At 71.0% G+C, this 24550-nt stretch carries 24 protein-coding genes; 9 read left to right on the top strand and 15 right to left on the bottom strand.

Annotation, left to right across the window (positions count from 1 at the left end; genetic code table 11):
- Nucleotides 1–37: 37 nt before the first annotated feature.
- Complete coding sequence (locus ND450_RS04320) at nucleotides 38–1480, top strand: cytochrome P450 (protein WP_253324849.1); 1443 nt, start codon at nucleotides 38–40, stop codon at nucleotides 1478–1480.
- Between the two features lie 48 nt (nucleotides 1481–1528).
- Here the strand turns inward: ND450_RS04320 and ND450_RS04315 are convergent, their stop codons facing one another.
- From ND450_RS04315 to ND450_RS04300, 4 genes are read right to left on the bottom strand one after another with little or no spacing between them, the layout of a single operon-like run.
- Nucleotides 1529–2047, bottom strand: coding sequence for a hypothetical protein (locus ND450_RS04315; RefSeq protein WP_253324848.1), 519 nt, complete (start codon nucleotides 2045–2047; stop codon nucleotides 1529–1531).
- The gene (locus ND450_RS04310) at nucleotides 2040–3140 is read right to left on the bottom strand and encodes a hypothetical protein (RefSeq protein WP_253324847.1); all 1101 of its coding nucleotides are present in this window, start codon (nucleotides 3138–3140) and stop codon (nucleotides 2040–2042) included. The genes ND450_RS04315 and ND450_RS04310 overlap by 8 nt, the downstream gene beginning before the upstream one ends.
- Before the next feature lie 12 nt (nucleotides 3141–3152).
- Nucleotides 3153–3539, bottom strand: coding sequence for a FixH family protein (locus tag ND450_RS04305; RefSeq protein ID WP_253324846.1), 387 nt, complete (start codon nucleotides 3537–3539; stop codon nucleotides 3153–3155).
- On the bottom strand, nucleotides 3536–4873 hold the full coding sequence (locus tag ND450_RS04300) for a hypothetical protein (RefSeq protein WP_253324845.1): 1338 nt from the start codon (nucleotides 4871–4873) through the stop codon (nucleotides 3536–3538). Before ND450_RS04300 ends, ND450_RS04305 begins: the two co-directional genes overlap by 4 nt.
- Nucleotides 4874–5009: 136 nt before the next feature.
- Here ND450_RS04300 and ND450_RS04295 point away from each other — a divergent pair, with 136 nt between their 5' ends.
- On the top strand, nucleotides 5010–6143 hold the full coding sequence (locus tag ND450_RS04295) for a sensor histidine kinase (RefSeq protein WP_253324844.1): 1134 nt from the start codon (nucleotides 5010–5012) through the stop codon (nucleotides 6141–6143).
- Complete coding sequence (locus ND450_RS04290) at nucleotides 6140–6799, top strand: response regulator transcription factor (RefSeq protein ID WP_089924807.1); 660 nt, start codon at nucleotides 6140–6142, stop codon at nucleotides 6797–6799. Before ND450_RS04295 ends, ND450_RS04290 begins: the two co-directional genes overlap by 4 nt.
- A 248-nt stretch (nucleotides 6800–7047) precedes the next feature.
- Here the strand turns inward: ND450_RS04290 and ND450_RS04285 are convergent, their stop codons facing one another.
- The 4 genes from ND450_RS04285 to ND450_RS04270 all read right to left on the bottom strand — a co-directional run bounded on the left by ND450_RS04285 (nucleotide 7048) and on the right by ND450_RS04270 (nucleotide 10472).
- Nucleotides 7048–7686 (bottom strand): hypothetical protein, encoded by a 639-nt coding sequence (locus ND450_RS04285; RefSeq protein ID WP_253324843.1) that lies wholly within the window; start codon nucleotides 7684–7686, stop codon nucleotides 7048–7050.
- Nucleotides 7687–7781: 95 nt separating this feature from the next.
- Nucleotides 7782–8426, bottom strand: a complete 645-nt coding sequence (locus ND450_RS04280; RefSeq protein ID WP_253324842.1) for a response regulator transcription factor — start codon at nucleotides 8424–8426, stop codon at nucleotides 7782–7784.
- Nucleotides 8411–9463 (bottom strand): hypothetical protein, encoded by a 1053-nt coding sequence (locus tag ND450_RS04275; RefSeq protein WP_253324841.1) that lies wholly within the window; start codon nucleotides 9461–9463, stop codon nucleotides 8411–8413. Before ND450_RS04275 ends, ND450_RS04280 begins: the two co-directional genes overlap by 16 nt.
- Nucleotides 9456–10472, bottom strand: a complete 1017-nt coding sequence (locus tag ND450_RS04270) for a sensor histidine kinase (protein ID WP_253324840.1) — start codon at nucleotides 10470–10472, stop codon at nucleotides 9456–9458. The genes ND450_RS04275 and ND450_RS04270 overlap by 8 nt, the downstream gene beginning before the upstream one ends.
- Nucleotides 10473–10550: 78 nt before the next feature.
- On the opposite strand from ND450_RS04270, the gene ND450_RS04265 reads away from it, so the two are divergent.
- The 4 genes from ND450_RS04265 to ND450_RS04250 all read left to right on the top strand — a co-directional run bounded on the left by ND450_RS04265 (nucleotide 10551) and on the right by ND450_RS04250 (nucleotide 14592).
- Nucleotides 10551–11102, top strand: coding sequence for a VanZ family protein (locus ND450_RS04265; RefSeq protein ID WP_253324839.1), 552 nt, complete (start codon nucleotides 10551–10553; stop codon nucleotides 11100–11102).
- Nucleotides 11103–11221: 119 nt separating this feature from the next.
- Nucleotides 11222–12682 (top strand): NF041680 family putative transposase, encoded by a 1461-nt coding sequence (locus ND450_RS04260; RefSeq protein WP_253324838.1) that lies wholly within the window; start codon nucleotides 11222–11224, stop codon nucleotides 12680–12682.
- 184 nt (nucleotides 12683–12866) lie between these two features.
- A complete protein-coding gene (locus ND450_RS04255) occupies nucleotides 12867–13526 on the top strand; it encodes a response regulator transcription factor (RefSeq protein ID WP_253324837.1) in 660 nt (219 codons plus the stop codon).
- The gene (locus tag ND450_RS04250; protein ID WP_253324836.1) at nucleotides 13519–14592 is read left to right on the top strand and encodes a HAMP domain-containing sensor histidine kinase; all 1074 of its coding nucleotides are present in this window, start codon (nucleotides 13519–13521) and stop codon (nucleotides 14590–14592) included. The genes ND450_RS04255 and ND450_RS04250 overlap by 8 nt, the downstream gene beginning before the upstream one ends.
- Before the next feature lie 134 nt (nucleotides 14593–14726).
- On the opposite strand, the gene ND450_RS04245 is transcribed toward ND450_RS04250, so the two are convergent.
- A complete protein-coding gene (locus ND450_RS04245; RefSeq protein ID WP_253324835.1) occupies nucleotides 14727–16088 on the bottom strand; it encodes an oxygenase MpaB family protein in 1362 nt (453 codons plus the stop codon).
- A 263-nt stretch (nucleotides 16089–16351) separates the two neighbouring features.
- Between ND450_RS04245 and ND450_RS04240 the strand changes: the two genes are divergently transcribed.
- Together ND450_RS04240 and ND450_RS04235 are read left to right on the top strand one after the other, a co-directional pair.
- Nucleotides 16352–17260 (top strand): DUF1996 domain-containing protein, encoded by a 909-nt coding sequence (locus ND450_RS04240; protein WP_253324834.1) that lies wholly within the window; start codon nucleotides 16352–16354, stop codon nucleotides 17258–17260.
- Nucleotides 17261–17292: 32 nt separating this feature from the next.
- Entirely contained in the window at nucleotides 17293–17781 is a 489-nt protein-coding gene (locus ND450_RS04235) for a DUF305 domain-containing protein (RefSeq protein ID WP_253324833.1), read from the top strand.
- Between the two features lie 75 nt (nucleotides 17782–17856).
- On the opposite strand, the gene ND450_RS04230 is transcribed toward ND450_RS04235, so the two are convergent.
- From ND450_RS04230 to ND450_RS04205, 6 genes are all read right to left on the bottom strand, one after another.
- Complete coding sequence (locus ND450_RS04230; protein WP_253324832.1) at nucleotides 17857–18870, bottom strand: LacI family DNA-binding transcriptional regulator; 1014 nt, start codon at nucleotides 18868–18870, stop codon at nucleotides 17857–17859.
- A 38-nt stretch (nucleotides 18871–18908) separates the two neighbouring features.
- Nucleotides 18909–22001: a PA14 domain-containing protein gene (locus ND450_RS04225; protein ID WP_253324831.1), complete on the bottom strand. Its 3093-nt coding sequence runs from the start codon at nucleotides 21999–22001 to the stop codon at nucleotides 18909–18911.
- A gap of 316 nt (nucleotides 22002–22317) precedes the next feature.
- Nucleotides 22318–22962 (bottom strand): HAD-IA family hydrolase, encoded by a 645-nt coding sequence (locus tag ND450_RS04220; RefSeq protein ID WP_253324830.1) that lies wholly within the window; start codon nucleotides 22960–22962, stop codon nucleotides 22318–22320.
- A gap of 8 nt (nucleotides 22963–22970) precedes the next feature.
- A complete protein-coding gene (locus tag ND450_RS04215) occupies nucleotides 22971–23228 on the bottom strand; it encodes a DUF6510 family protein (RefSeq protein WP_089924851.1) in 258 nt (85 codons plus the stop codon).
- Between the two features lie 13 nt (nucleotides 23229–23241).
- Nucleotides 23242–23979, bottom strand: a complete 738-nt coding sequence (locus ND450_RS04210) for a ferredoxin reductase (protein ID WP_253324829.1) — start codon at nucleotides 23977–23979, stop codon at nucleotides 23242–23244.
- The gene (locus ND450_RS04205) at nucleotides 23949–24548 is read right to left on the bottom strand and encodes a sulfite oxidase-like oxidoreductase (protein WP_253324828.1); all 600 of its coding nucleotides are present in this window, start codon (nucleotides 24546–24548) and stop codon (nucleotides 23949–23951) included. The genes ND450_RS04210 and ND450_RS04205 overlap by 31 nt, the downstream gene beginning before the upstream one ends.
- Between the last annotated feature and the right edge of the window lie 2 nt (nucleotides 24549–24550).

Below are 24550 nucleotides of genomic sequence, written 5' to 3'. Positions count from 1 at the left end.
TCACCAGCGCCCCGCGACACCTGAGGAAGACCCGACGATGAAGTCAGAACCGGTCGCCCCCGCCGACGACACCGCTGAACGCACCACGCGGGCGATCGAAGACCTGAGCGGGCCACGAGGGGTGCCGCTGCTGGGAAACCTGCCCGAGCTGGCCCGCGGTCAGGTCATGAACCAGGTGCTCGAACGGTGGTGCGACCGCTTCGGGTCGACCTACCGGGTCCGGCTGGGAGGAACACCCGCGGTGGTGACCGCCGATCCGGTGCTGGTGGACACCGTGCTGCGCCAACGACCTGACGCGTTCCGGCGGTCGAGCATCATGTCGGAGGTCATCGACGAGATCGGCGGGCACGGCGTGTTCACCGCGGAGGGCGCCGAGTGGCGGCGGCTGCGGAAGATCGCGACGCAGAGCCTCAACAGCTCGTACCTGCGACAGTACTTCTCCACGATCGCCGAGGTGACCGCCCGGATGCGGAACTCGTGGGTGAGTGCGGCGGACGCGGGCTCGTCGGTCGACGTCCTCGCCGACATGCAGCGGTACACCCTCGACGTCACCACCTGGCTGGCCACGGGTCACGACCTCAACTCGGTCGACAGCAACGACGACAGCCTGCGCAGCCGCCTGGTCGAGTTGTTCCCCGCGTTCGCCCGGCGGATCAACGCTCCCTTCCCGTACTGGCGCCACGTCAAGTTGCCGCAGGACCGGCGTCTGGACGCGACCGTCGAGGAACTGGCGGCTCTCGTACGCGTCCAGTTCGTCAAGGCCCGTGAGCGGATGGCAGGCGGCGCCGAGCCCACGAACTTCCTGGAGGCGCTGGTCCGACCGTTGGAGGACGAGCCCGCGGCCTCGGACGAGGAGGTCTTCGGCAACGTCGTGACAATGCTGCTCGCCGGTGAGGACACCACCTCCTCCACGCTGGCCTGGGCCGTGCACCGCCTCAGCGCGCACCCCGAGGCGCAGGACCGGGTGGCGGCGGAGGCCGAGGCCGTCCTGGCCGACGGTCTCGCGGACCCGGCCGCGGTCGGGAGGCTGACCTACGCGCGAGCGGTCATCGACGAAGCCATGCGGCTCAACCCGGTGACACCGTTCATCGTCGTGCAGCCGAACCAGGACATCACCGTGGACACCGCCGAGGGGTCTCTCCGGCTGAAGCAGGGCACTCCGGTGTTCACGCTGCTGACGTACGGATCGCGCCGCGACCACAGCCGGTTCGGCGACCACGACGCGTTCCGCCCGGAGCGCTGGCTCGACGAGTCGTCCGCCCCCGCGGAGCTGCCCTACGCGCCGTTCGGCGCGGGCCCGCGCTTCTGCCCCGGCCGCAACCTGGCCCTGCTCGAGGCGACCCTGCTCATCGCGACCCTGTGCCGCGCCGTCACCATCAGGGCGCACGACGCCGACGGCCCGGTGCGGGAACGCATGGGCTTCACCGCGTTCCCCACCGGTCTCGCGGTCACCCTGCACCGACGCGAAGCCCTTGGTTGATCGACCCTCCTCCGCGGACGGGGAGGACGACCGACCAAGGGCTTCGTGCTAGTCGACCGTCGCCCGCGTCCGCCGCCACGCGATCACGATCAACGCGATCAGCCCGAACAGCGGGATCGTGCTGATCGCCCACGACAGCCCCATCGGCGGCCCCGGCTGCTCCATCACGGCGAGGTTCTTCAGCTCACCGGTCCCGGTGCCCTCGGGTCCCTCGACGTCGAACTTCATCGTCCACGTGCCCTGCTCGGGCAGCGCGAAGATGTCGAGACCCCACACCTCGCGCTTGCGCGGGTGCCGCGCGAGCGGGCTGTCGTCGGCCTCCACGCCCTCGCGGAACAGCGTGAGCGTGCCCTTCTTGCCCTCGATGCCGTTCTCCGGCGCGAAGGTGAAGTCGAGCGACTGCATGGCCTTCACCGGCCACGTGCTGAAGCCGATGGTCAGGTCGTACGGTCCAGCCTGCACCTTCTCGGTGTGCACGACGTTCACCGGTTCGAAGGCCAGGGCGGGGGCCGTGAGGCCGAGCAGCAGGGTGGCCGTGCCCGCGAGTGCCAGCAGTGTCTTACGCATGGCGGTCTTCCTTTGCTGGTGCGAGGTGGCGGAGCATCTGGCCGAACCGCCGGCCGAGCATCCCGGCGAGGGCGCCGAGCACCGCGCCCGCCACGACGGTGGCCACGTAGCGCTGGAGCGCCGGGAAGTTGCTGCCGTAGGTGAGCATCCGCTGCAGGGGCGCCAGGGCCGTGATGATCACACCGCCGAGCGCGCCCGCCACCCACGCGGGCAGGCCGCGCAGCAGTTCGACGGCGACGGCGACGAGGAGCAGGCTCATCGGGATCATGTTGGGCAGACCGGGGATTCCGTCGACGTAGTCGCGCAGCGGCAGGCCGGTCGCGTCCGCGTACACCTCGGTGGCCCACGGCGAGAACCACCAGAACAGGGCCTGCAGGAAGGCGACGACGACTCCGACGGCGAGAGCGCCGCCGCGCCGGTTCAGCACGTACGCGCCCATGAACAGGATCATCACCGAGAAGAACGCGCTGCCGGCGTTGACCGTGTTGACGGGCCCGCCGGGCAGTGCGCTCAGGCCGAGCACGGTCACCATGCTGAACGCGAGCAGCGTGCCCGCGGCCCCGGCGACGCCGTAGGTGCCCCAGCTCTGGTCGCGGGCGACCGCGAAGACCATCACCGCGCCGACCATGGTGATGGAGATCGACAGCAGCAGGCCGATGTGCGGCGGCGAGTCGATCACGGCGTCGAAGCCGTAGAGGCCGTGCCACCACTGGTCCCACAGCCCGTAGACCAGGAACAGCGCCGCGCCGATGCCGGAGACCAGGTAGCCGACGGGAGCGGAGAACGTGCGGCCGAAGACCCCGACCGCGCGCCCGCCGACCAGCGGGTCGACCGCCTTGTCGCGCTTGGCGTTCGCGGTGGTGAGCAGCACCACGGCGAGGCTCGCCAGGCCGGAGATCGCGCTGCCCGCGTACAGGAACAGGTGCGGCAGCGTGAAGAACGTGTCCGGCCCGACGTCGGAGTGCCACTGGATGTCCCAGGTCAGCCCGATCAACGAGATCAGGGTGCCGCCGAGCACGACGCCCGCCGGGACCAGCCCCCTCGGGACCGTCCCCACCGACGGCGTCGCCGCCGCCGTGATGTTCACAGTCATTCCTCCCCCTTCTCAGGTGAGCAGCAGCGGGATGACGACCCGCTCGCTGCGCAGTGACACGGTGATTTCCCATTGACCGGCCATGAACAGGTCGACGCCCATGACCCTGTACCGGCCGGGGGCCTGCGGCGCCGCGGTGATCGGGGCGAGCGCGTGGCCCATCTGCGGCATCGCCGGTTCGACCGTCACGTCGCCGTCGGCGGCGTTGCCGGAGCGGTCGGTGATCCGCAGGTCGAACTCGTTGCTGCCGGACCTCGTACTGGTGGGCGTGAGCTCGAACCGGAGCCCGCCGCTCTCGGCGAGGTGCGGCCGGGCCTCGACCCCGCGCGGCCACAGCACGACGACGGCGGCCAGGACGGCGAGCACCACGGCCACCACGGCCACGGCGGAACGCTTCACTTCGAAGCCACCCCCTTCGCGGCGGGCACGTCGACCACCTGGGGCACGGTGACGACCGAGTAGTCCCGTTCGACCTGGATCCACACGAGGTAGCGGCCCGGCAACGGGAACGAGTAGGTGAACGGCACGTCCGGCCCGTACGCGGCGACGCTCTCGTCGGGCTTGTCGGGCATCCCCGGCACCGGCGGGATCATCGAGTGCACGTGCGCCCAGATCGGTGCCTCGGCGGCACTTCCGGTCATCGGGCCGACGACGATCATGTGCCCGAGCATGCCGAGCCACGGTTGCAGGTCGCGCTCGCCGAACTTCGCGGTGATCGTGCTCGGCCTTCCCGCCTCGCGGATCTCCACCGCCGTCTCGGCCTTCCCGTCGTGCGCGACGGCGACCCCGGTCCCGGTGACGTCCACACCGGACCGCAACAGCTGCACTCCCCCGCCGCGCCGGGTGATCTCGGCGGCGACCGCGTGCACGCCCTGCTCGGGGTCGCGCAGCCGGGCGCGGTACTCGCCCGGTGCCGTCCGGACCGGGTGCAGGTGGCGGAGGTGCCCGGACGGCGACACGACGACGAGGTGGACGAACGCGCTGTCGTGCACCAGCAGGTCGTCCACCGGCCGCCCGGACGAACCGTCGGTCAGGCTCAGCACGAGGTCCCTGTCCTCCATGCGGGGCACCATGTTCACCGGTGGCCGCGAGAAGTCCGTGATGGACGTTCGCTCGTAGGGGTTCGTGACGTTGTCGAACGTCGGGTCGAGCTGCGTGCCGGGTGCCGCGACCGGCGGGATGCTCGGCGAGAGCAACGCCGCCGTCACCCCGACCGCCACGGCGGCGACCACGCCTGCGGTGGGAACGAGCGCCAGCACGGGCTTGCCGAACACCGCCAGCACCAAGGCCGCCAGCAGCAACAGGCCCGCCGCGATGAACCCGCCGTAGGTCGCGTTCTCCCACGGCGACGGCACGAGCGCGGGCACGACGAACGGGATGGTGGCCTCGTCGACCGCGAGCTCCCACGGGCCGGGACGGTCGACGTGCAACTGCCCGGCGTGGAACCCCGGCGTGGCACCGAGGACCACCTTCGTCGTGCTGCTCGGGGCGCCCGCCGCGCGCAGGGTCAGCGTCAGCTCACCCGGCGCCGTCCCGGCGTGCGTCACCACGTCGACGTGCACGGGTCCCGGCACCTCCGCGACCCGCCGGATGATCACCGTCAGGTCGCGGTCGCCGAGGCTCTGCGCGACGTGGATGTCGGCGCCGGACTGGGCGCCGTCGGCCAGTGCGGGGGCACCGATCCCCAGGATCGCCCCCAGCACCAGCAGCAAGGTCACAACACGTCGTTTCATCGCGACCGAACGTAGCGATCACGCCCGGTCCGCCGCGTCACTGCGAAGTCGGAAATCCCATCCCCCGCGCGGGGGATCCCCGACCCCTGTCCGGCGGGAGGACCTCGGGGTCGGCCTTGCGGCAAGATTCGTCCCGATGGATTCGGTCAAGGTCCCCCTCAAGCACCAGTCGGCCCTCGTCGCCGTCGTCTGCATGGTCGTCGACGGCGGGTTCGTGCTGCTCGACCGCGAACCGTTCCCGCAGACGATGGTCGTGCTCTTCCTGACCCTGGCCGTGGACGCGATGCTCGCCGGTCCGGCCCGGCTGTCGCTGTGGGTCGCGGCGGCGCAGGCGGCGGTCCCGGTGCTCGTCCTGGTCGCGATCGGCGACGGACTCGACTCCAACGACGCAGGCCTGCTGATCGCGGGCTACCGGGCGGGGGCGTGGCTGCGCGGCGGACCGGCGTACGCGGCGCTCGGGTTGCTCTCCGCCAGTCTCGTCACGAGCATGATCCTCTACGACTACGACCTGCTGTACGCCGTGCTGGTGGCGGGCAAGGGCGCGTTGCTGCCGTGGCTCGTCGGCCGCTACACCACGGCCCGGCGCGCGTACCTCGCCGAGTTGGAGAAGCGGTCGGCGATGGCGGAGAAGGACGCCAAGGCCGCGGTGACGAAGGCGATCACCGAGGAGCGCGGCGCGATAGCCCGCGACCTGCACGACGTGATCATCCACCACGTGAGCGCGATCAACCTGCACGCCGGCGCCGCCCGGCTCGGCAACCCCAACGGCGACCCGAAGCTGACGAACTCGTTGCGCGCGGTCGAGACGTCCAGCCGCGCGGCCATGGTGGACCTGCGGCACCTGCTCGACCTGCTGCACGGCGAGAAGCCGGAGGGAGCGCGGCAACCGGGGCTCGGCAACCTCGACGAACTGCTCGACGGCGTGCGCGCGGCGGGCATCCCCGCCCGGCTGGAGGTGCGCGGGCAGCACCGGGACCTGCCGGAGTCGTTGGACGTCACGGTCTACCGGATCATCCAGGAGATGCTGACCAACGCCCTGCGGCACGGCGACGCGTCCGGGGTGACGGTGACGCTGGACTACGCGCCGGACTCGCTGACCGTCGCGTCGGAGAACACGGCGGGCCCCGGCGACGACTCGGGATCGGTGCGCCGCGGCCTCGTCGGCATCCGCAACCGCGCCGGCATGTTCGACGGCAGGACGCGCTCCGGGCTCGACCCCGACGGCCGCACCTGGCGGACCACCGTCACGTTCCCCCTGGAGGCGTCATGACGTTGTCGGTGCTGCTCGCCGACGACCACGCGATGCTGCGCTCCGGCATGCGCGCGATCTTCGACACGCAGGAGGACCTCCGGTGCGTCGCGGAGGTCGCGGACGGCAGGGCCGCGGTGGCGGAGGTGGCGCGGCTGCGGCCGGACGTGGCCGTGCTCGACATCCGCATGCCCAAGCTCGACGGCCTCGGCGCGACGGAGATGATCCTCGCCGACCCCGCGAACCGCACGAAGGTCCTGCTGCTCACCACCTACGACACCGACGAGTACGTCTACCGGGCGCTCAAGGCGGGTGCCAGCGGGTTCCTGCTGAAGTCGCTGCCGCCGGAGGAACTGATCTCCGCGGTGCGCGTGGCGGCGCGCGGGGACGCGTTGATCGACCCGTCCGTCACGCAACGCCTGATCGCGCGGTTCGCCGTCAGCCTCGCGCCTCCCCCGACGCCACCGGAGCTCGACCTGCTGACCGCGCGCGAACGGGAGGTGCTGCAGCTCGTCGCGGCGGCGTACAGCAACGCCGAGATCGCCGCGCGGCTGCACGTCGGAGACGAGACGGTGAAGACGCACGTCTCGCGGGTGCTGGCGAAGCTGGGGCTGCGGGACCGGGTGCACGCCGTGGCGTACGCGCACATCAACGGCCTGGTGCAACCTCGCCGCTGAGCCGTTCGTCGACGATCCGGGACCGCGTCGAACTCCGCGAGGCGACCGGCCTCGCCGGTCGCCCGGCAGGTGGTTGCGCGTGCCGGAACGGGCCGGACGCGATGCTCTCGATCAGCGGGACGTGGTGGTGGCCACGGGTCCGCACCTCGGCGAGGAGCGGTGTGCGAAGCCGTGCTCGTCCCCGGCGACCCTGGTGCCGGGGACGAGCGGAAGCGGAGCCGTGGAGACCCCTCGTGAAACCCCGCGGCTCAGCTCTGCCAGACCAGCGGCGTCTTCACGTAGTCGTCGCCGCGGTTGTACTCGGCGCCCGCGACCTTCGACCCGTCCTGCGCCGCGCTCAGCACACACGTCTCGTAGGTCTCGCCGGCGGCCTTGAACGTCCTGGGCGCGCTGGTGGAGTCGCACTTCGGGGTGTCACCGCTGATGATCACGCCGGTGCCCTTGCCGTCCTCGCCGAGGCCGCGCAGGCCGATCGAGGTGAAGCTGAGGTCGGTGCCGCTCAGGTTCTCGACCTTGGCGCGGAGGTAGAACGGCGTGATGTTCTTGGCCTTGTCGCCGAACTTCGCCAGGTCCTCCTTCGCGCCCGCCTCGATGGCCGTGACGGTGACGGCGATGGTGCCGCTCTTGTCGCCGACGGTGATGGGGATGACCGCGCGCTCACCGACCTTGAGCTTCGAGCCGGGAGCGGTGATGTCGCCACCGGCGGGGACGGCCGGCGCGGACTTCGACGCCGAGGTCTCCTTCGTGCTGGTGGCGGTGCTGGTGGTCTCGCTCGTCGGGTCCGCGGCGGGAACGGCCTGGCCACCGGTCTCGGAGCCGCACGCCGACAGGAGCAGCCCCGCGGTCGCGATCGAGGCGATGAACAGGGGGCCACGGGCGTGCGTCACTGCGGAACTCCTCGGACTGCGGAACCTGGGGGGTGTCCAGCACGTTAGGCCGGATGCAGGAGCCGCGGTATCGGTCGTTCACACCACACGGGCGCTCAGAGGTCGTCGAGGCCGATCAGCCCGTCCTGGATCGCCCTCGCGACGAGCGCGGCCTTCGTGGGCGCCTGCCGGCCGATCGCCGCGTACTTGACCCTGATCCGCTCGAGGTGGGAGTTCACCGTGCTGAGCGTGATGTTCAGGCGTTGGGCCACGAACTCCTTCGACTCCGACTGGAACCACTCGACCAGGACCTCGGTCTCGCGCGGCGACAGCGCGGGCCGCGTCTCCGACCTGTCGCCCGCCAGTGCGCCCGCGAGCGCCGGCGGGGTGTACGACTGGCCCCGCGCCGCCGCCCTCACCGCCTGCACGAGGTGGTCGGCGCCCTCCGCCTTGGTCAGGTAGCTCAGCGCGCCTATCTCCAGGCACTGCAACGCGATCTCGTCGTCGGACCGCATCGAGTACACGATGACCCTGCGGCCGTCCTCCACGAGCCTGCGCAGCTCGGCCGTGGCGGGGGTGACGCTGTTGAGGTGCAGGTCGAGCACGACGACGTCCGCCGTGGCACCGGGACCGGTCCAGGCGACCTCCGGGTCCTCCCCGCTCGCCACCAGGTGGACGTCCGCTGTGGACAGCCAGTGCGCGACTCCCGCGCGCACCACCGGGTGGTCGTCGACCAGGACCGCAGTCACGCCGTCCGCCATCGCGCCTCGCTCCTCACAAGTCCGCCGTGGACACTCGTCTCGACCGTGACCGCCACCGGTCTTCCCGGTGCCGGAAGGGTTTCCGGCGCGTCGGCCACCACCGCGACGCGCACCTCGTCGGCGGTGCGCAGCAGGCTCACCTTCGCACGTCCGTGCGCGACGGCGAGGGCCTGGGCCATGGGTGCGACCAGTTCGCGGCGCACCCCCGTCGGCACGGGGGTGGCCGTGCCGCTGACGGCGAGCGAGACGACGACACCACGTCTTTCGGCGACGTCCACGCAGGCGGTCAGCTCGTGCAGCAACGGGTCGGGCACGTCGTCGTTCTCCGCGAACAGCCTGCGCAGCTGCACGGCCGCGACCGAGCAGCGCAGCCTGGTCGTCGGGTCTGCCACGCTCACCTGCTCGTCGGCCAGGTCGGCGAGCAGCGGCAGCAACGCGCCCAGCTGGCCCTCGAAGCCCGCCTTGAGGTCCTGTTCCCGTTGGCGCGCCAGCTCTTCGCGGGTGCGGGCGGCGTCGTGCTCGGCGGCGGCCTCCGCGGCGAGCCTCGCGTCCCGGTGGAGCACGCGGGTGATCACCAGGACGCCGACCTGGAAGCTCGTGCCGCTCAGGATGACGACGCCGGCGGTGCCCACGTCCCCGTTCCCGGCGTGCGCGAACCACGCGACGCTCAGGCAGATGTGCACGGCCAGCGCCACCACCAGCGCTTTCGGCCTCTCCACCAGCACGAGCAGCAGGTACCAGCCGACCAGCCCGAACCCCCAGTCGGGATCGTCCAACGACGCTCCCGCGGGCAGTGCGGTCGTCACCAGCACCGACGCGGCGAGCGGCACGACGGCCAGCAGGGGTGGGGTCGGCGTGCCGGCCGCGACGTGTCCCGCCACGATCCCGAGCACCGCGGTGAGCAGGCAGTACGCGATCCACGCCGCCGGACCGTGCGGGTGCGCGACCAGCGAGGGCAGCATGAGCACGAGCTGGACGGCGAAGACGACGACCAGCAGCACCTGCCGGGCGGTGGTGGAGACGGCGTGGTCAGTCATCGGCGGGCCACACCAGACGGGCGGTGGTGCCGCGTCCCCGTGCCGACTCGACCACCGCGGCGCCACCGACGGCCTCGATGCGTTCGACCACCGATCCGCGCAGCCCGCGCCGGTGCCCGGGCACCTCCTCCGGCACGAACCCCCTGCCCTCGTCGCTGATCACGACCACGGCCCCGCGCCGCACCGTCAGCTCGGCGCGGGAGGTGCCCGAATGGCGTTCGACGTTGGCGAGCAGCTCCCGGGCCGCCCGCACGAACTGCAGCGCGACCCCGGCGGGCACGCGGACGACCTCGGCCTCGACCCGCACGTCCACGGCGCTGTCGCGCGCCACCGCCGTGAGCGCGGCCCCGAGGTCGACGGTCCCCTGCTCGTCGCCCCGTTCGGCCAGCACCACCAGGTCGCGGCGCGCCTGCGCGGCCACCTCCGCCGGATCGCCGCCGTGTGCGGCCATCAGGAACGTCGCGGCGGCCGTGTCGTGCAGCAGGGCGAGGTACTCCCGTTCCCGTCTGCCCTGGTCCAGGGTGACAGCCGCCGCCCGGCTCCGTTCGGCGGCGCGTTCCCGCAGCCGGTCGACCCGGCGGCTCGACCGGCGCAGCAGCTCGTAGGCGAGCCGCGCGAGCACCGACTCCAGCACCGCCCGCACGAGCACGCCCGGCCCGGTCGTCACGACCTGCACCGCGAGCAGCGCGACCGTCGCGGGCACGGAGACCTTGAGCGGCCACTGCCACTGCCAGGTGATCAAGGTCGTGGTGAGGACCGTCAGCACCCACTGGTCGGCGTCGGCGCCCAGCAGCACCGACAGCACCACGACCCGCAGGAACGCCACCGGCAGCGCCACTCCCGGCAGCCGGAAGTCGGCGACGGTGCTCACGGCGACCACCGCGAACAGGCTCCAGCCGAGCGGTGAGTTCAGTGAGAAGGCGCCGAAGAGGCTGATCAGCGCGACGCCGGCGCCGCGGACGGGACCCGCGAGACGGGACACCGTCGCAAGCAGCCTCGCCTCCAGCACAGGTGCATTCTGCACATATCGTCCGCGTATCGGAAAACGCGTACGTCCCCGCAACGTCCGTGCGTCTTGAGTGGACGCGTGCTCAACACCTGGCAGGAGTGGGTCGGAACGGAGACAGGGGTCGTCATCGGGGGCGTGCTGGGGATACCGGTGGCGCTGCTGGTGATGCTGCTCCTGGGGCTCCACCGGATGCACGGGCAGCGCCCAGGCCCGTGGCGGACCGCTCTGGTCGACGTGGGACTGGTCTACGGAACGCTGCCGTGGGTGTGGCTCCTGCTGCTGCCGGGCTCGTCGTCCGAGCTGAGCCTGGTGCCGTTCGCGGACATCGCCGACCTCCTCGCGCAGCGCGACCTCGGCCAGATCGTCGGCAACCTGCTGGTGTTCGCGGCACTCGGGTTCTTCGGCCCGCTGCGGTTCGCGGCGCTGCGGTCGGTGTGGCGGGTGCTGCTGGTCGCCGGGGCCTGCTCGGTGCTCATCGAGGTCGCGCAGTTCACCGCGCTGCACCGGGTGTCCTCTGTGGACGACGTGCTGCTCAACGCCGCCGGTGCGGCGCTGGCCTCACTCCTGTCGTGGCGGTGGTGGCGGGTGAAGCCCGCCGTGGCGCCGGAGCGCCGGCTGGTCACGGCCTAGCTTGAGTTTTAACCTCTGAGGGGTTGGTCGGCACCCTCATTGATCATGAGTGAAGCCCTTGGTCGATTCTTCTTCTTGCGACAGACGAAGATCGAGACCAAGGGCTTCAGTTGATAAGTGTGCACCATGCCCGGGATGCCGCCGCGTTCAGGGAGTTATCGGCGTTGCGGCAGGAGTTCTACCGGTGCCTGACGCGGCGTGCGGACGCGTTGTTCGAGCTGACCGACGCTGTGTTGTGTGCTGACGGTCCGACCCGCTCGATCGCGGAGCTGTCACTGATCGGTGAGCACCGCCGCGGGCATGGCAGCGGCTACGCCGCGCTGGCCCGGGGCCAGGTGGACTTCGACCGGTTACGCACCGCCTTGGCGGCGGTGTCGCTGCCTCGCGCCGCGGACGGACGGCTGGTGCTGGCGGTGGACGTCACCTGCTGGCTGCGCCCGGAAGCACACACGTGCCCGCAACGGATCCTGTGTCACACCTACGGCCGGGGCAAGGACCAGCACATCATGGTGCCGGGCTGGCCCTACTCCGTCGTCGTCGCCCTGGAGAGCGGGCGGCATTCCTGGACCGCGCCGCTGGACGCGGTCCGGCTCGCGCCCGGAGACGACGCCGCGAGCGTGACCGCCCGGCAGATTCGCGACGTCGTGAACAGGCTGATCACCGCCGGACACTGGTCACCAGGTGATCCGGAGATCCTGCTGGTCGCCGACGCCGGCTACGACGGACCCCGGCTTGCTCACGTGCTCGCCGATCTTCCGATCATCGTGCTGGTGCGGATGCGCTCAGACCGGGTGCTGCGCCGTCCGGCACCACCGTTGCGGCCCGGCCCCAGCCCAGGTCGCCCCGCCCGTCACGGCGCAGAGTTCGCCTTCGGCGACCCGAACACGTGGGGCGAGCCGGACAGCACCCTCGAGACCACGACCCGGCTCTACGGACCGGCGCGGATCCGGGCCTGGGACCGGTTACACCCCAAGCTCACCTCCCGCACCGCCTGGGCGAGCCATACCGGAGACCTTCCCATCCTGGATGGCACCGTGATCCTCCTGCAGGTCGAGCGGCTGCCCTCCGGCGCGATCCCGAAACCCGTGTGGCTCTGGCACTCCCGCACCAGTCTCACCCACGCCGAGGTCGACCTGGCCTGGCAGGCGTTCCTGCGCCGCTTCGACATCGAGCACACCTTCCGCATGCTCAAACAGACCCTCGGCTGGACCACCCCGAAGCTCCGCTCACCCGACGCGGCCGACCGCTGGACCTGGCTGCTGCTGACTGCTTACACCCAGCTCCGCCTCGCCCGCGATCACACCATCGATCTGCGCCACCCCTGGGAGAGACCCCGGCCGACCCGGCGACTGAGCCCGGCACGAATCCGCCGGGGGTTTCGGAACCTGCGTCCACAACTGGACTGTCCGGCCCGTGTCCCGAAACCCTCAAGACCCGGCACAGGACGCCCGCCGGGACTACCCAACCACCAGCCTGCAATACGCCACGACGTCCACACCGTCACCAGCACGAACAAGCAGAAACCCAAGCGCGGCAACAAGGCCAAATCGACGAACCCTCGACCACGCCGAACAGGTTAAAACTCAAGCTAGGTCTTGTCCGGAAGTTCGTCTGGTGGCAGGCGCGGGCGAGAGACCCGGAGGCGGTGCCGCCGCGACGTCCTCATACCGGGCCGTATTCGGGCGTCGCGGCGGTGCCGTCTCCGGGGCCCTCGCCCGCCACTGCCGCCCGATGAGACTTCCGGACACGACCTAGGGTGGCGGTATGCGCGTGCTGATCGTGGAGGACGAGCTCCACCTGGCGGAGGCCGTGCGGGACGGCCTGCGGCTCGAGGCGATCGCCGCGGACATCGCCGGCGACGGCGACACCGCGCTGGAGATGCTGAGCGTCAACGCCTACGACATCGCGGTGCTCGACCGCGATGTCCCGGGTCCGTCCGGGGACGAGGTGGCGCGGCGGATCGTCGCGTCCGGCAGCGGCATGCCGATCCTGATGCTCACCGCCGCCGACCGGATCGACGACAAGGCGTCCGGGTTCGGCCTCGGTGCCGACGACTACCTCACCAAACCGTTCGAGCTGCGGGAACTGGTGCTGCGCCTGCGCGCGCTGGCCCGCCGCCGCACGTACGCGCGACCGCCTGTGAGCGAGATCGGCGGGCTGCGGCTCGACCCGTTCCGGCGCGAGGTCTTCCGCGACGGGCGGTACGTGGCGCTGACCCGCAAGCAGTTCGCGGTGCTGGAGGTGCTGGTCGGCGCGCAGGGCGGGGTCGTGAGCGCCGAGGAGCTGCTGGAACGGGCGTGGGACGAGAACGCCGACCCGTTCACCAACGCCGTGCGCATCACGGTCTCGGCGCTGCGCAAGCGGCTCGGCGAGCCGTGGCTCATCGCGACCGTGCCGGGCGTCGGCTACCGCATCGATGCCTAGGCAGCCGGGGCTCAGCGCCCGCCTGAAGCTCACGCTCAGCTACGCGGGCATCGTCGTCGTGGCGGGCGCGGTCCTGCTGGCCGTGGCGTGGTGGTACCTGCTGCGCTACCTGCCCGACAACGACAAGGGCCTGTTGTTCGTCAGCCCCAACCGCTTCCTGCTGTCCCGCATCTTCGGCCGCGCGGCCGCGGTCGCCATGGCGGGCCTGGTGGCGTTCGGCCTGCTCGGCGGCTGGCTGCTGGCGGGCAGGATGCTCGCCCCGCTGGACAAGATCGCGGACGCGGCCCGCCTCGCCGCCCATGGCTCCCTGTCGCACCGGATCCGCCTGCCCGGCAGGTCCGACGAGTTCCGCGAACTCTCCGACGTCTTCGACACCATGCTGGAGAAGCTCGAGTCCCACGTGGCCGAGCAACGCCGGTTCGCCGCCAACGCCTCGCACGAACTCCGCACCCCGCTCGCGATCTCCCAGTCGCTGCTCGACGTGGCCCGCCAGGACCCGTCCAGCGTCAACGCGGACCTGATCGACCGCCTGCACACCGCGAGCCGCCGCGCGATCGACCTGACCGAGGCCCTGCTGCTCCTGAGCCGGGGCGAGCGCGGCACGTTCACCCGCGAGCCCGTGGACCTGTCACTGGTCGCCGAGGAGGCAGCCGAAACCCTGCTGCCCCAGGCGGAGAAGCGCGGCATCACCCTCGACGTCACCGGCACGCCGGCCACCACCACGGGCTCCCCGGAACTGCTGCTGCGGATGGTCACGAACCTCGTGCAGAATGCCGTAGTGCACAACGTGCCGGGCGGCACGGTCACCGTCCACACCGAACCGCAGCACCAGGCGTGCGTGGTGCGGGTGGAGAACACCGGCCGCCCGCTGCCGCCACACCTGGTGCCGACGCTCGTCGAGCCGTTCCAGCGGGGTGGGGACCGCGTGCGGTCCGAGGACCACGCGGGGGTCGGGCTCGGGCTGGCCATCGTGCACAGCGTCGTGCGCGCGCACGACGGGGCGCTCGACGTGGCGGCGCGTCCGGGTGGTGGGCTGCGGGTGACGATCCGGCTGCCTGGGGTGTAGGGGCGCGGCCCGCGACTTCACGAGCTGGCTGGCTGGTGTGTGGCAGCGGCGGGCGGCGTGGGGCGGGCGGCGACAGGCCGTCTGCAGCGACAGGCCGTGTGCGGCGGCCGCACCCCAACCACTCCTTCCGTGCCCTACACCCGCCCCAGCAGGTGCCGGGCCGCCTCGAAGTCCCGCTCCCCCACCAGGAACTCCCGCAGCGCCAACTCCAACTCGTCCCCCCGGATGGTGCCGTCCCCGTCGTGGTCGAGCTCCCGCATGGCCGCGATGAGCTCGTGGCGGCGCGGACTGTGGTCGAGCAGCCGCGTGTACTCGTCCTGCCGCACCTCCCCGTTGCCGTCGCGGTCGATCAAGCCTCGCACCACCGCGGCGACAGCGCCGTAGCCGCGTTCCCGGCCGGCCGGCCCGGGGTAGGTGCGGTCGGCCAGGGCCACGGCGTACGCGGCGGCCGTCACCGAGCCGTCCGCGGGTGTGCCGGTGGCCGTGCAGAGTTGCTCCCACCAGGAGTGGAACGCCTCGTGGACGGCGTCCTCGTCCTTCTCGTCGAGGTCGAGGTGCGTGCTGATCTCGCGCGCCATCGCGAGGAAGTCGCTCCACCTCAGCACGCCGTCGCCGCTCTGGTCGAGGACCGTGCCGAAGAACGACTCGGGGACGAGCACTCGTGCCGGGGTCTCGGCGGCCCTGATCGAGGCTGCTGCGAGCGGTAGGTAGCGCCACGGTTTCGGCAGCAGGCCGGCGACCATCCGGACGGCCTGGTGCAGGCCGCCGACCACGAGGTCGGTGCCCGGGACCACGGCGAGCCGCAGGCGTTCGCGGTAAGCGGCGGGCAGGGTGGCGGTGGTGGCCTGGACGGCAGCGGTGACCACCGCGAAGCGCAGCGGGGCCCACACCAGGCCCGGAACGGGCAGGCCGGACGGTGGTGGGATGCGGTAGATGCTGCCCGACAGCAGGTCCCTGACGGTCGCGTTGTCCTCCAGCACCTCGGCCACGACGCGGTCGAAGTAGGCGCGGAACTCGTCCGGTGTCGCGGGCAGGTCGTCCTGCGCGAGGCCGAACCTGTGCCCGACCCGCCGCCACTCGTCGTAGAAGCGGCCGGTCTCCTCCGCGGACAGGGGTTCGCCACCCAGCCTCTGCATGGTCAGCACGGCCTCGAACAGGGTCAGGTGCACCCAGGCCCTGGCCGTGGCGTCGCCGGCGTCGAACGTCCTGCCGTAGCCGTCCTTGCCCTGCATGCGGCGGTGGAGTCGTTCCAGCCGTGCGAGCTCACGGCGTTGTTCGGCCGGGGTGCCGTAGACGTAGGTGTGCAGGCTTTCGATCGTGCGGAACAGCCTTCGCCACGGACGTGCGTTGTACACGGAGAACTCGGCCACGGCGGCACCTACGGCCGGATGTGCGGCCTGCAGCACCAACGCCCGGTGCATCACCAGCAGGAAACGCCACTGGCCCAGACGTTCCCACGTGCTCGAACCCGGTCCCAGCGCCACGTCGACGGTCATGGCGCCGAAGCTAGTCAGAGGCCGGGGCTTCCGTGAACGTCGTTCACCTCATCCGGTGGCGGAATGCACCCGCTTGCCGGAACTCGATCACGTGTTGCAGCGGGATGTGCGAGGGAGAGCGCTCTCACAACCCTGCCGCCGAACGGTACGACCCAGCGCCCGAAGTGTCAAAGAACCGGGCTTGACACCCCGCACGGACTGGCGGGACGCTAGTTGGGAGAGCGCTCTCCAAGCCGGTTTCCCCACTCGGCAGGAGGACACAGGTGTCCCGAAAACTCAGCGCACTGCTATCGACGGCTGCCCTGGTGGCGGCCGTGGTCGTGGTGGCGACGCAGTCGGCGCAGGCCGACGACCTCGTCACGCACCACGAGTTCCAGGCCAACTGCTCGGTCACGACCCACCTCCCGGACGACCCCATCGTCTTCCCGGGACTCGCGGGCGCGTCCCACATGCACACGTTCCTCGGCAACCCGTCGACGAACGCCCGCAGCACCAACGACTCGCTCAAGGCGGCCCAGACCAACTGCAAGACGCCGGACGACAAGTCGGCGTACTGGTTCCCGTCGGTCTACAACGGCGACCAGATCGTGCCGCCGAACTTCCCGCAGGTCATCTACTACAAGTCCGGCATCCTGCGGTACCAGGACGTCGTGCCGTTCCCGCCGGGCATGCGGTTCGTGGTCGGCAGCCCGACGGCGACGCAGGAGGAGTTCCGCACGGCACCGGGCGCGGTCGAGGGCTGGGAGTGCGGCGACAGCTTCCACAACTGGGACATCCCCCAGTACTGCGTGCCGGGCAGCCAGCTCAACGTCCGGTACCAGGCGCCCAGCTGCTGGAACGGCCGTGACCTCGACTCGGCGGACCACAAGTCGCACATGGCCTACCCGGACCGCGCGACCCTCGTCTGCCCGCCCAGCCACCCGGTCGCGGTGCCGATGATCGAGTTCAAGATGGCGTTCCCCGTGTCCGGCGACATGTCCCGCGTACGACTCGCCAGCGGCCGCGGGTACACCTGGCACTACGACTTCATGAACGCCTGGGACGCACCCACCCAGGCCGCACTCGTCCGGCACTGCATCAACGGCGGACTGCAGTGCGACCCGCGCGGGTACGACCTGTACAAGCCCGACCGGGGCGCCGCACTCGGACCGGACTACCGGTTGCCGCGGTGAGGTTCCCCGCCTCATGCACCCCAGGGCGGCGCGTGCCCTGGGGTGTTTCCGCCCTGGTGCTGCTGACGGCGTGCGCCGCGCCCGCTCCCCCGCCGCCGCAGCAGGTCTCGCCCTTCAACGCCACGGACACGGCGTGGGTCCAGCTGATGATCCCGATGAACGAGCAGCTGCTGCCCGCGCTGGAGGTCGCCCCGCCCGCGCTCTCCGGGTTCGCCGCGGAGCTGAGGGCCTCGCACGAGAACGAGCTGGTCCACTTGCGACAGTTGCGGGACCGGGCGGGGCTGCCGGACACCAACCTGCACGCGGGTCACCAGATGCCCGGCCTGGTCTCCGAGGCCGATCTGCTGGTCATCCGCGCGGATCCGTCGGCCCTGGCCGGAAAGCTGCACGAGCACCTGGAGCAGACGGCCAAGCTCGCCCGCAGTGAACTGGAGAACGGAACGGACGCCGCGACCAAGGAGTTCGCGGCGTCCGTCGAGTCGTCCCGCAGGGATCAGCTCAGCAGGCTGGGTCAGGGGTAGTCCACGGCGTGGCGGACCTGGTTCGCCGGGTCCGCCCGGCCTTCCGTGCCGTCGAGGACGGTGGCGGCAGGGCGATCAGGCGGAGGCCCGGACGACGAGTTCCGGTTCGAAGATGACCGATCTCGGCCGCTGCCCCGGCTTCTCCAGGTCGGAGAGCAGCAGGTCGGCCATCTGCGCGGCCATCTTCTCGACGGGCTGCCGGATCGTGGTGAGCTGCGGGCGGCAGGCCAGGGCGGGCGCGCTGTCGTCGAACCCGACCACGGCCACGGCGTCGGGGACGCGCAGTCCGTGCTCCAGCAACACGTCGACGGCCGCCTGCGCCATCAGGTCGTTGGCGGCGAACACGGCGTCGAGGTCGGGGCACTCGGTGAGCAGCCGGTGCATCGCGGCCGCGCCGCTCTCCGCGGTGAAGCCGCCCTCCGCGGTCGGCACGTACGGGAAACCGTGGCGGGCCATGGCGTCGCGGAAACCGGCGTGCCTGTCCTGGCTCGCGAGGACGTCCATCGGGCCGGAGATCGTGGTGATGTTGTAGCGGCCCGAGGCCACGAGGTGGTCGGCCGCCATTCTGCCGCCCGCCCGGTGGTCCATGTCGACGTAGCTGATCGGCATCGGCCGGCCGGGCCGCGCGTAGAGGACCGAGGGGACGCCCGCGTCCACCAGCCTGGCGGGCAGCGGGTCGTCGGGGTGGGTGGAGACCAGCAGCGCGCCGTCGGCGCTGCCCTGTCTGAGGAAGTCGACGACCTCGGTCCGCGCCGGGTCGGAGTCGGCGAGCATGAGCACGGGGTGGACGCTGTGGCCGCGCAGGTGGTCGACCACGCCCGCCGTGACGCGCCCGAAGAACGGGTCGGTGAAGACGTCGGATCCCCCGCCGGTGCCCGAGATCACCAGGGCGACCGTGCCGGTGCGGCGGGTGACGAGAGACCGGGCCGCCCGGTTGGGCGAGTACCCGGTCTGCTCGATCGCGTTGCGCACCGTCTCCTGGATGTCGGGATCGACGTTCCGCGTGCCGTTCACGACACGGGAGACCGTCGCGCGAGACACTCCCGCGACTCGCGCGACGTCCTCCAGCGTGGGCGCAACCTTGCTCATGCCACGGTTGTACCACGCCGGAGAGCGTTCTCCCGTGATCAGGAGGTGACGCGCACGTCCTTCACGGCACCGCGCCAGAAGTCGACGTTCTGGCCGTTGTACTTGGCACGTCCGACCGCGAGAGCACCGGTGCTCTCGATGGCCGGTCCGGCCGCCGCCGTGGCGACCAGCGCCCCGTCGACGTAAAGGCGGATCTCGCCGCCCTTGCGCTCACCCTTGATCTCGTACCAGCGGCCGATCTCCGGGGTGATCTCGAACCGCGCGCGGTTGCCGCCCGGCGTGCTGAACGCGAACGCGCCCTGGCCGTACTGCAGGTAGAACGGGTTCTCCGCCTGGCGGCCGTCCTGGCTCACCGCCGTGGCGTAGTTGCCGGGCAGTTCGTCCAGGCGCACCTTCGCGGACACGGAGTAGTCCTTGGTCGTGTCGACGACCGGACCGTAGGTCTCCGCCGAGCCGTTGCGGAACTCGAGCGCCCCGTCCTTCCAGGTGGCCCCGGTCGGGCTGAGCGTCAGCGGGTTCCTACCCGTCGAGTCCTTGGCCGTGGCGCCCTTGGTCTCGTTCAGCTTCCACTCGCCGCTGCCCGCGTACGGGTACGGCTTGCCCGCGTTCGCCCCGGCCTCGATCACGCGCCGGTTGATCTCGCGGACGGGACCCGGATCGACCTTGATGCGCTTGCGGTCGTAGGTCCAGAGCCCGTTCAGCTCACCCTCGAGGTCGGTGACCTGCGTGTAGACCGACGCGGACATCTCCGCGCGGGCCTGGCCGAGGTAGAACGTGCGGGTGTTGTCGACGTACTTCGCCGTCAGCGCCGCCTTGTCCGCCACACCGCTGTAGATCGCGATCGGCGCACCCGGCCACTGGTGACCCGGCGTGCGCAGCGTGAAGCCGCCGTGCTCGCCGTCCATCACGACGCGCTTGCCGTCCGGACGGGCCGGGTCGGTGTTGTTGTAGTCGTGGTGGTCGATGACGTCGCCCTTGCCGCTGTCACCCTTGGAGGCGCAGCAGTTCACACCGCTGTGCGCGCTGACGACCCGGGTCGGGTCGAGCGCCTTCACCTCGTCGGTGATCTGGCCGGTCACGGTGCGGTCCCACTCGCCCCAGCCCTCGTTGAACACGATCCAGGCGTAGATGGACGGGTAGTTCTGGAGCTGGTGCATCAGCTCCTTGCCCTCCTTGACGAACCGCTCCTGCGACAGCGGGCTGTTGCCGTCCTCGAGGGCCACGAAGTCCTGCCACACCAGCAGTCCGAGCCGGTCCGCGTGGTAGTACCAGCGGGCGGGTTCGGCCTTGATGTGCTTGCGGACCGCGTTGAAGCCGAGGTCCTTCTGCGCCTGCAGGTCGAACACCAGCGCCTCGTCGCTCGGCGCCGTGTTCAGGCCGTCGGGGTAGAAGCCCTGGTCGAGCTGCATCAGGTTGAAGATCGGCTGGCCGTTGAGCGTGAGCTTGGGCGTGCCGCCGACGTTCGCGATGCCGGTGGAGCGCATGCCGAAGTAGCTCTTGACCTTGTCCTTGCCGAGCGTGATGTCGAGCTTGTAGAGGTACGGGTCGTCCGGCGTCCACAGGTGCGCGTTCGGCACCGGCAGCTTGAGGTTCGAGTTCGCCGGTCCGGTGACCGTGCCGACCTGCTTGCCCTTGGCGTCGCGCGCGACCGCGGTGACCGTGGAGTTCCCGGCGGACTTGACGTTGACCGTGAGCGAGCCGGCCGCGAGGTCCGGGGTCGTCTTGATCTCGTCGATGCCCTTGTCCGCCACCGGCTCCAGCCACACCGTCTGCCAGATGCCCGACGACGGCGTGTAGAAGATGCCGCTGGGGTTGGGCGACTGCTTGCCCTTGGGCTGGTTCGGGCCGGTGGTGTCGGTGACGCCGACGACGATCTCCTGCTCACCGCGCTTGAGCACGTCGGTGATGTCCGCGCTGAACGCCGTGTAGCCGCCGGTGTGCTCGGCCACGAGCTTGCCGTTCACCCAGACCTTGGCCTCGTAGTCGACCGCGCCGAAGTTGAGCTTCAACCGCTGGCCGTTGCCGATCTTCCAGTCGTGCGGCACCGACACGGTCCTGCGGTAGAACATGTGGTCCTCGTGCCGTTCGAGACCGGAGAGCTGCGACTCGATCGGGTACGGGACGATGACCTTCTCGCGCAGCTTCTTGCCGAACGCGGGCTGCTCACCCGCCTTGGCGGCCGCGAACTCCCACGGGCCGTTCAGGTTGAGCCACTTGTCGCGTTCCAGCTGCGGCCTCGGGTACTCCGGCAGCGGTTTGCGCGTGTCGACCTTCTCGCCCCACGGCGTGCGGAGCCGTTCGGTCGAGACGTTGCCGGTCGTGCGGGCGGTCTTGCCGATCTTCTGACCGTCGACCGCGAGCGCGCCCGCGCCGTCGTAGTACATCCGGACCCGCTGGCCCTTCAGCACCCGCTCGCCCAGCCCGATCGTGGCGCGGTTGCGGCTGGTGGTGATGAACGAGATCGGGAACGGGGTGGCGTCGACCTCGACGCGCAGGTGGTCCTTCAGGTCGTTCGCACCGGTGATGCGACCGCCGAAGTCCGCGGTGAGGGTGCGGCCGTCCTGGGAGACCTCCGCCGCGGCCGGCACGGCCTTGAAGTCCGCCGGCGGCGTGAACGCCGAGCTCGGGACGAGCTGCTTCGGCGTGTTCGCGCTGGACCAGCGCAGGAACATGTTGGCGCCGCCGACGTCCTGGAACATCTCCAGCTTGAAGGCGTACTGCTTGCCGGCGGTGAGCGTGACCGGCGCGCTGGTCTGCTCGCGGTCCCAGTCGGGCACCCAGTGGTCGATCACGGACTTGTCGTCGATCAGCAGGCGGAACCCGTTGTCGCCGATGGCGTGGAACGTGTAGTCGCCGGTCTGCGGGACCGCGATCTGGCCGGTCCACCGCGCGGTCGTGTGTTCGGTGCGACCGTTCAGGAAGCCGAAGACACCGGTCAGGTCACCCTGGTTGATGTCGGCGTCGAGCACGGTGCCGCCCAGGTTCGCGAAGTCCCGCGCGCCCGGTGCCGACATGCTGAAGTACTCGCCCTTCAGGCCGTGCACGGGCTCGGCGGCGACTGCCGAAGGCGCGCTGGGCGCTATGCCCAACGCCATCAGCAGCGCGACGAGTACGGGGGCGGTTTTCTTCATCGGCGAAGATCCCCTTCGTTTTACAACGTTGTAAGTGCGCTCCCCCACATCAACGCACACGAATCAACAACGGGGCTACGGCCGTTCGGAGGTATCCGGCATGTCAAACCGGACAAGTTTCCGGGAAATGACGTTCTCGGGTCGGGAGAAGAGGAGGTGGTTCAGAAGCGGTGGGATCAAACGGATCTGGGAGGAGTGGGCGTTCGGGGTCAACCGAGGACGAGGCCCGCCAGTTCTCGTCCTCGGCACGACCGCGGCGTCGGCGAACCTCACCCACTCGTCAACGCTGCCCAGGACCCGCCAGAGGTCGTCCAGTTCAGGAAGGCCGGCGGAGCTCCCCGGACACCTCGACGCCGCCACCGGTCCACCGGGCCGACCGCAGATCCCGCACGACAACCGGCGCAGGCGTCTCCAGCGCGCCCTCCCCGACGCCCACCACGGTGCCGGCCTCGGCGGCAAGACCCGCCGCCACCCCGTTGCCGCTGTCCTCGAACACCACGCACTCCCCGATCGGCACGCCGAGCTTCTCCGCCGCGCGGAGGTAGCCCTCGGGGTCGGGCTTGCCGCGCGTCACCTCGTCGCCGTTGATGACCACCGACGGCAACGGGATGCCGACCGCGGCCAGCCGCACGGTGAGCAGCTCGGGCGGGGCGGACGTGACCAGGGCCCAGTTGCCCGGCAGCGAGTCGACCAGTTCGCGGGCTCCGGGGATCGCGGTGGTGGAACCGGCGTCGGCGACCTCGATGGCGTTGATCCGGCGCAGCGCCTCGGCGTGCACCGAATCGGGCACGTACATGCGGACCGTGTCCGTGGCGCGGCGGCCGTGCAGGCCCCGCAGGACCTGTTCGGGGTCGACGTCGTACTCGTGCGCCCACTGCGTCCACGCGTGTTCGGCGGCGACGGTCGAGTCGGTCAGCACGCCGTCCATGTCGAACAGCACCGCCTGGCAGGCCAGGTTCATCGTTCTCCTCAAGGCAGCGGGATCTCCAGGCTCACCGTGCCGCGCAGGTCCAGCCACGCCCGGTCGCGTCCGCGCACCAGCCGCAGCACGACCTCCTCGCAGTGCGGGCAGCGCGCGACGACCCCTGGGGCGTTCTGGTAGACGCGCAGGCTCGCCACCGACCCTTTGTACCCGCAGCCGGAGCACTGCCCGGTCGCGGCGGTCAGGTCGACCGCGAAGATCTCGCGCAGGTCGCCCGCCAGCGCGTTGCCGTCCACGTGGCTCATCGGTGCTCTCCTGTCAGCCGAAGCGTTCCGTGCGGACGCGGCGGGGGTCGTGGCCCAGCGCCACGAGGATGTCGGACACCGTCTCGACGAAGCCGGTCGGTCCGCACACGAACACGTTCGGCGCGAAGTCGGCTGGCCACGCGTGGGTGTTGAGGGTGGCGAGGCCCAGGCGTCCCGGTGGGGGTGCGCCCTCCGGGGCCTCACGGGTGTGCACGAGGTGGACGTCGAGCCCGTTGTCCTCGCGGGCACGGCGGCGCAGCTCGTCGGCGTAGTAGACGTCCTCGGGCGTGCGGACCGAATAGATCAGCCGGAACGGCACGCGGCTGCCCTCGGCGGCGCGCGTGCGGATCATGGCCATCAGCGGCGCGATGCCCGAGCCGCCCGCGACGAGTGTCACCGGTGCCTGGTCGGCCGCGCGCCAGACGAACCAGCCGCCGACGGGTCCGCGCAGCTCGACCTGCTGCCCTGGTTCGAGGACGTCGCACAGGTACGGCGACACCTCGCCGTCGGCGACCCGTTGCACGCTCAGCTCGAACCGCTCCCCGTCCGGTGCGGAGGAGATCGAGTAGCTGCGCTGCACCGAGTAGCCGTCCTCGGCGGTGAGCCGGACGTCGACGTGCTGGCCGGGCAGGTGTCCCGGCCAGCCGGGCACGTCGAACACCAGGCTGCGCGCGCTCGCCGTGATGTCGGTGGCCTCGGCCAGTTCGGCCACCCGCCAGGTCAGTCGCCCTGATACCGCTGCTCGCGCCATGGGTCTCCGTAGTCGTGGTAGCCCGCGCTCTCCCAGAAGCCGGGTTCGTCCTCCAGCAGCAACTGGATCCCGCGGACCCACTTCGCCGACTTCCAGAAGTACAGGTGCGGCACCAGCAGCCGCGCCGGACCGCCGTGCTCGGGCGTGAGCTCCTCGCCGTCGTAGCGGTACGCGATCCACGCCTGGCCGTCGACCAGGTCCTCGAGCGGCAGGTTCGTGGTGTAGCCGCCGTAGGACTGCACGAGCGCGAAGTCGGCCGCGGTCTCGACGTCCTCCAGCAGGACGTCCAGCGAGACGCCCTTCCAGCGCGTGCCGAGCTTCGACCACTTGGTGACGCAGTGGATGTCCGTCGTGATCTTCTCCGCGGGCAGCTCGATCAGCTGCTGCCACGACCAGTCGTAGCGCTGACCGGCCTCGGTGTTGATCGTGAACTGCCACCGGTCGGTCGTCACGCGCGGCGTCGGGCCCGCCGTGAGGACCGGGAAGTCCTCTGCCAGGTACTGACCGGGCGGCAGCTGCACGTCCGGTGACTGGCGTCGCCCGGTGAAACCGGGAGAGACGATTGGCATCG

Origin of the sequence: Lentzea sp. HUAS12 (assembly GCF_024125735.1) — a bacterium.
Classification (GTDB): Bacteria; Actinomycetota; Actinomycetes; order Mycobacteriales; family Pseudonocardiaceae; genus Lentzea; species Lentzea albida.
The sequence above is the reverse complement of the archived record's forward strand: the minus strand, read 5'-3'. Positions and strand labels throughout refer to the sequence as shown.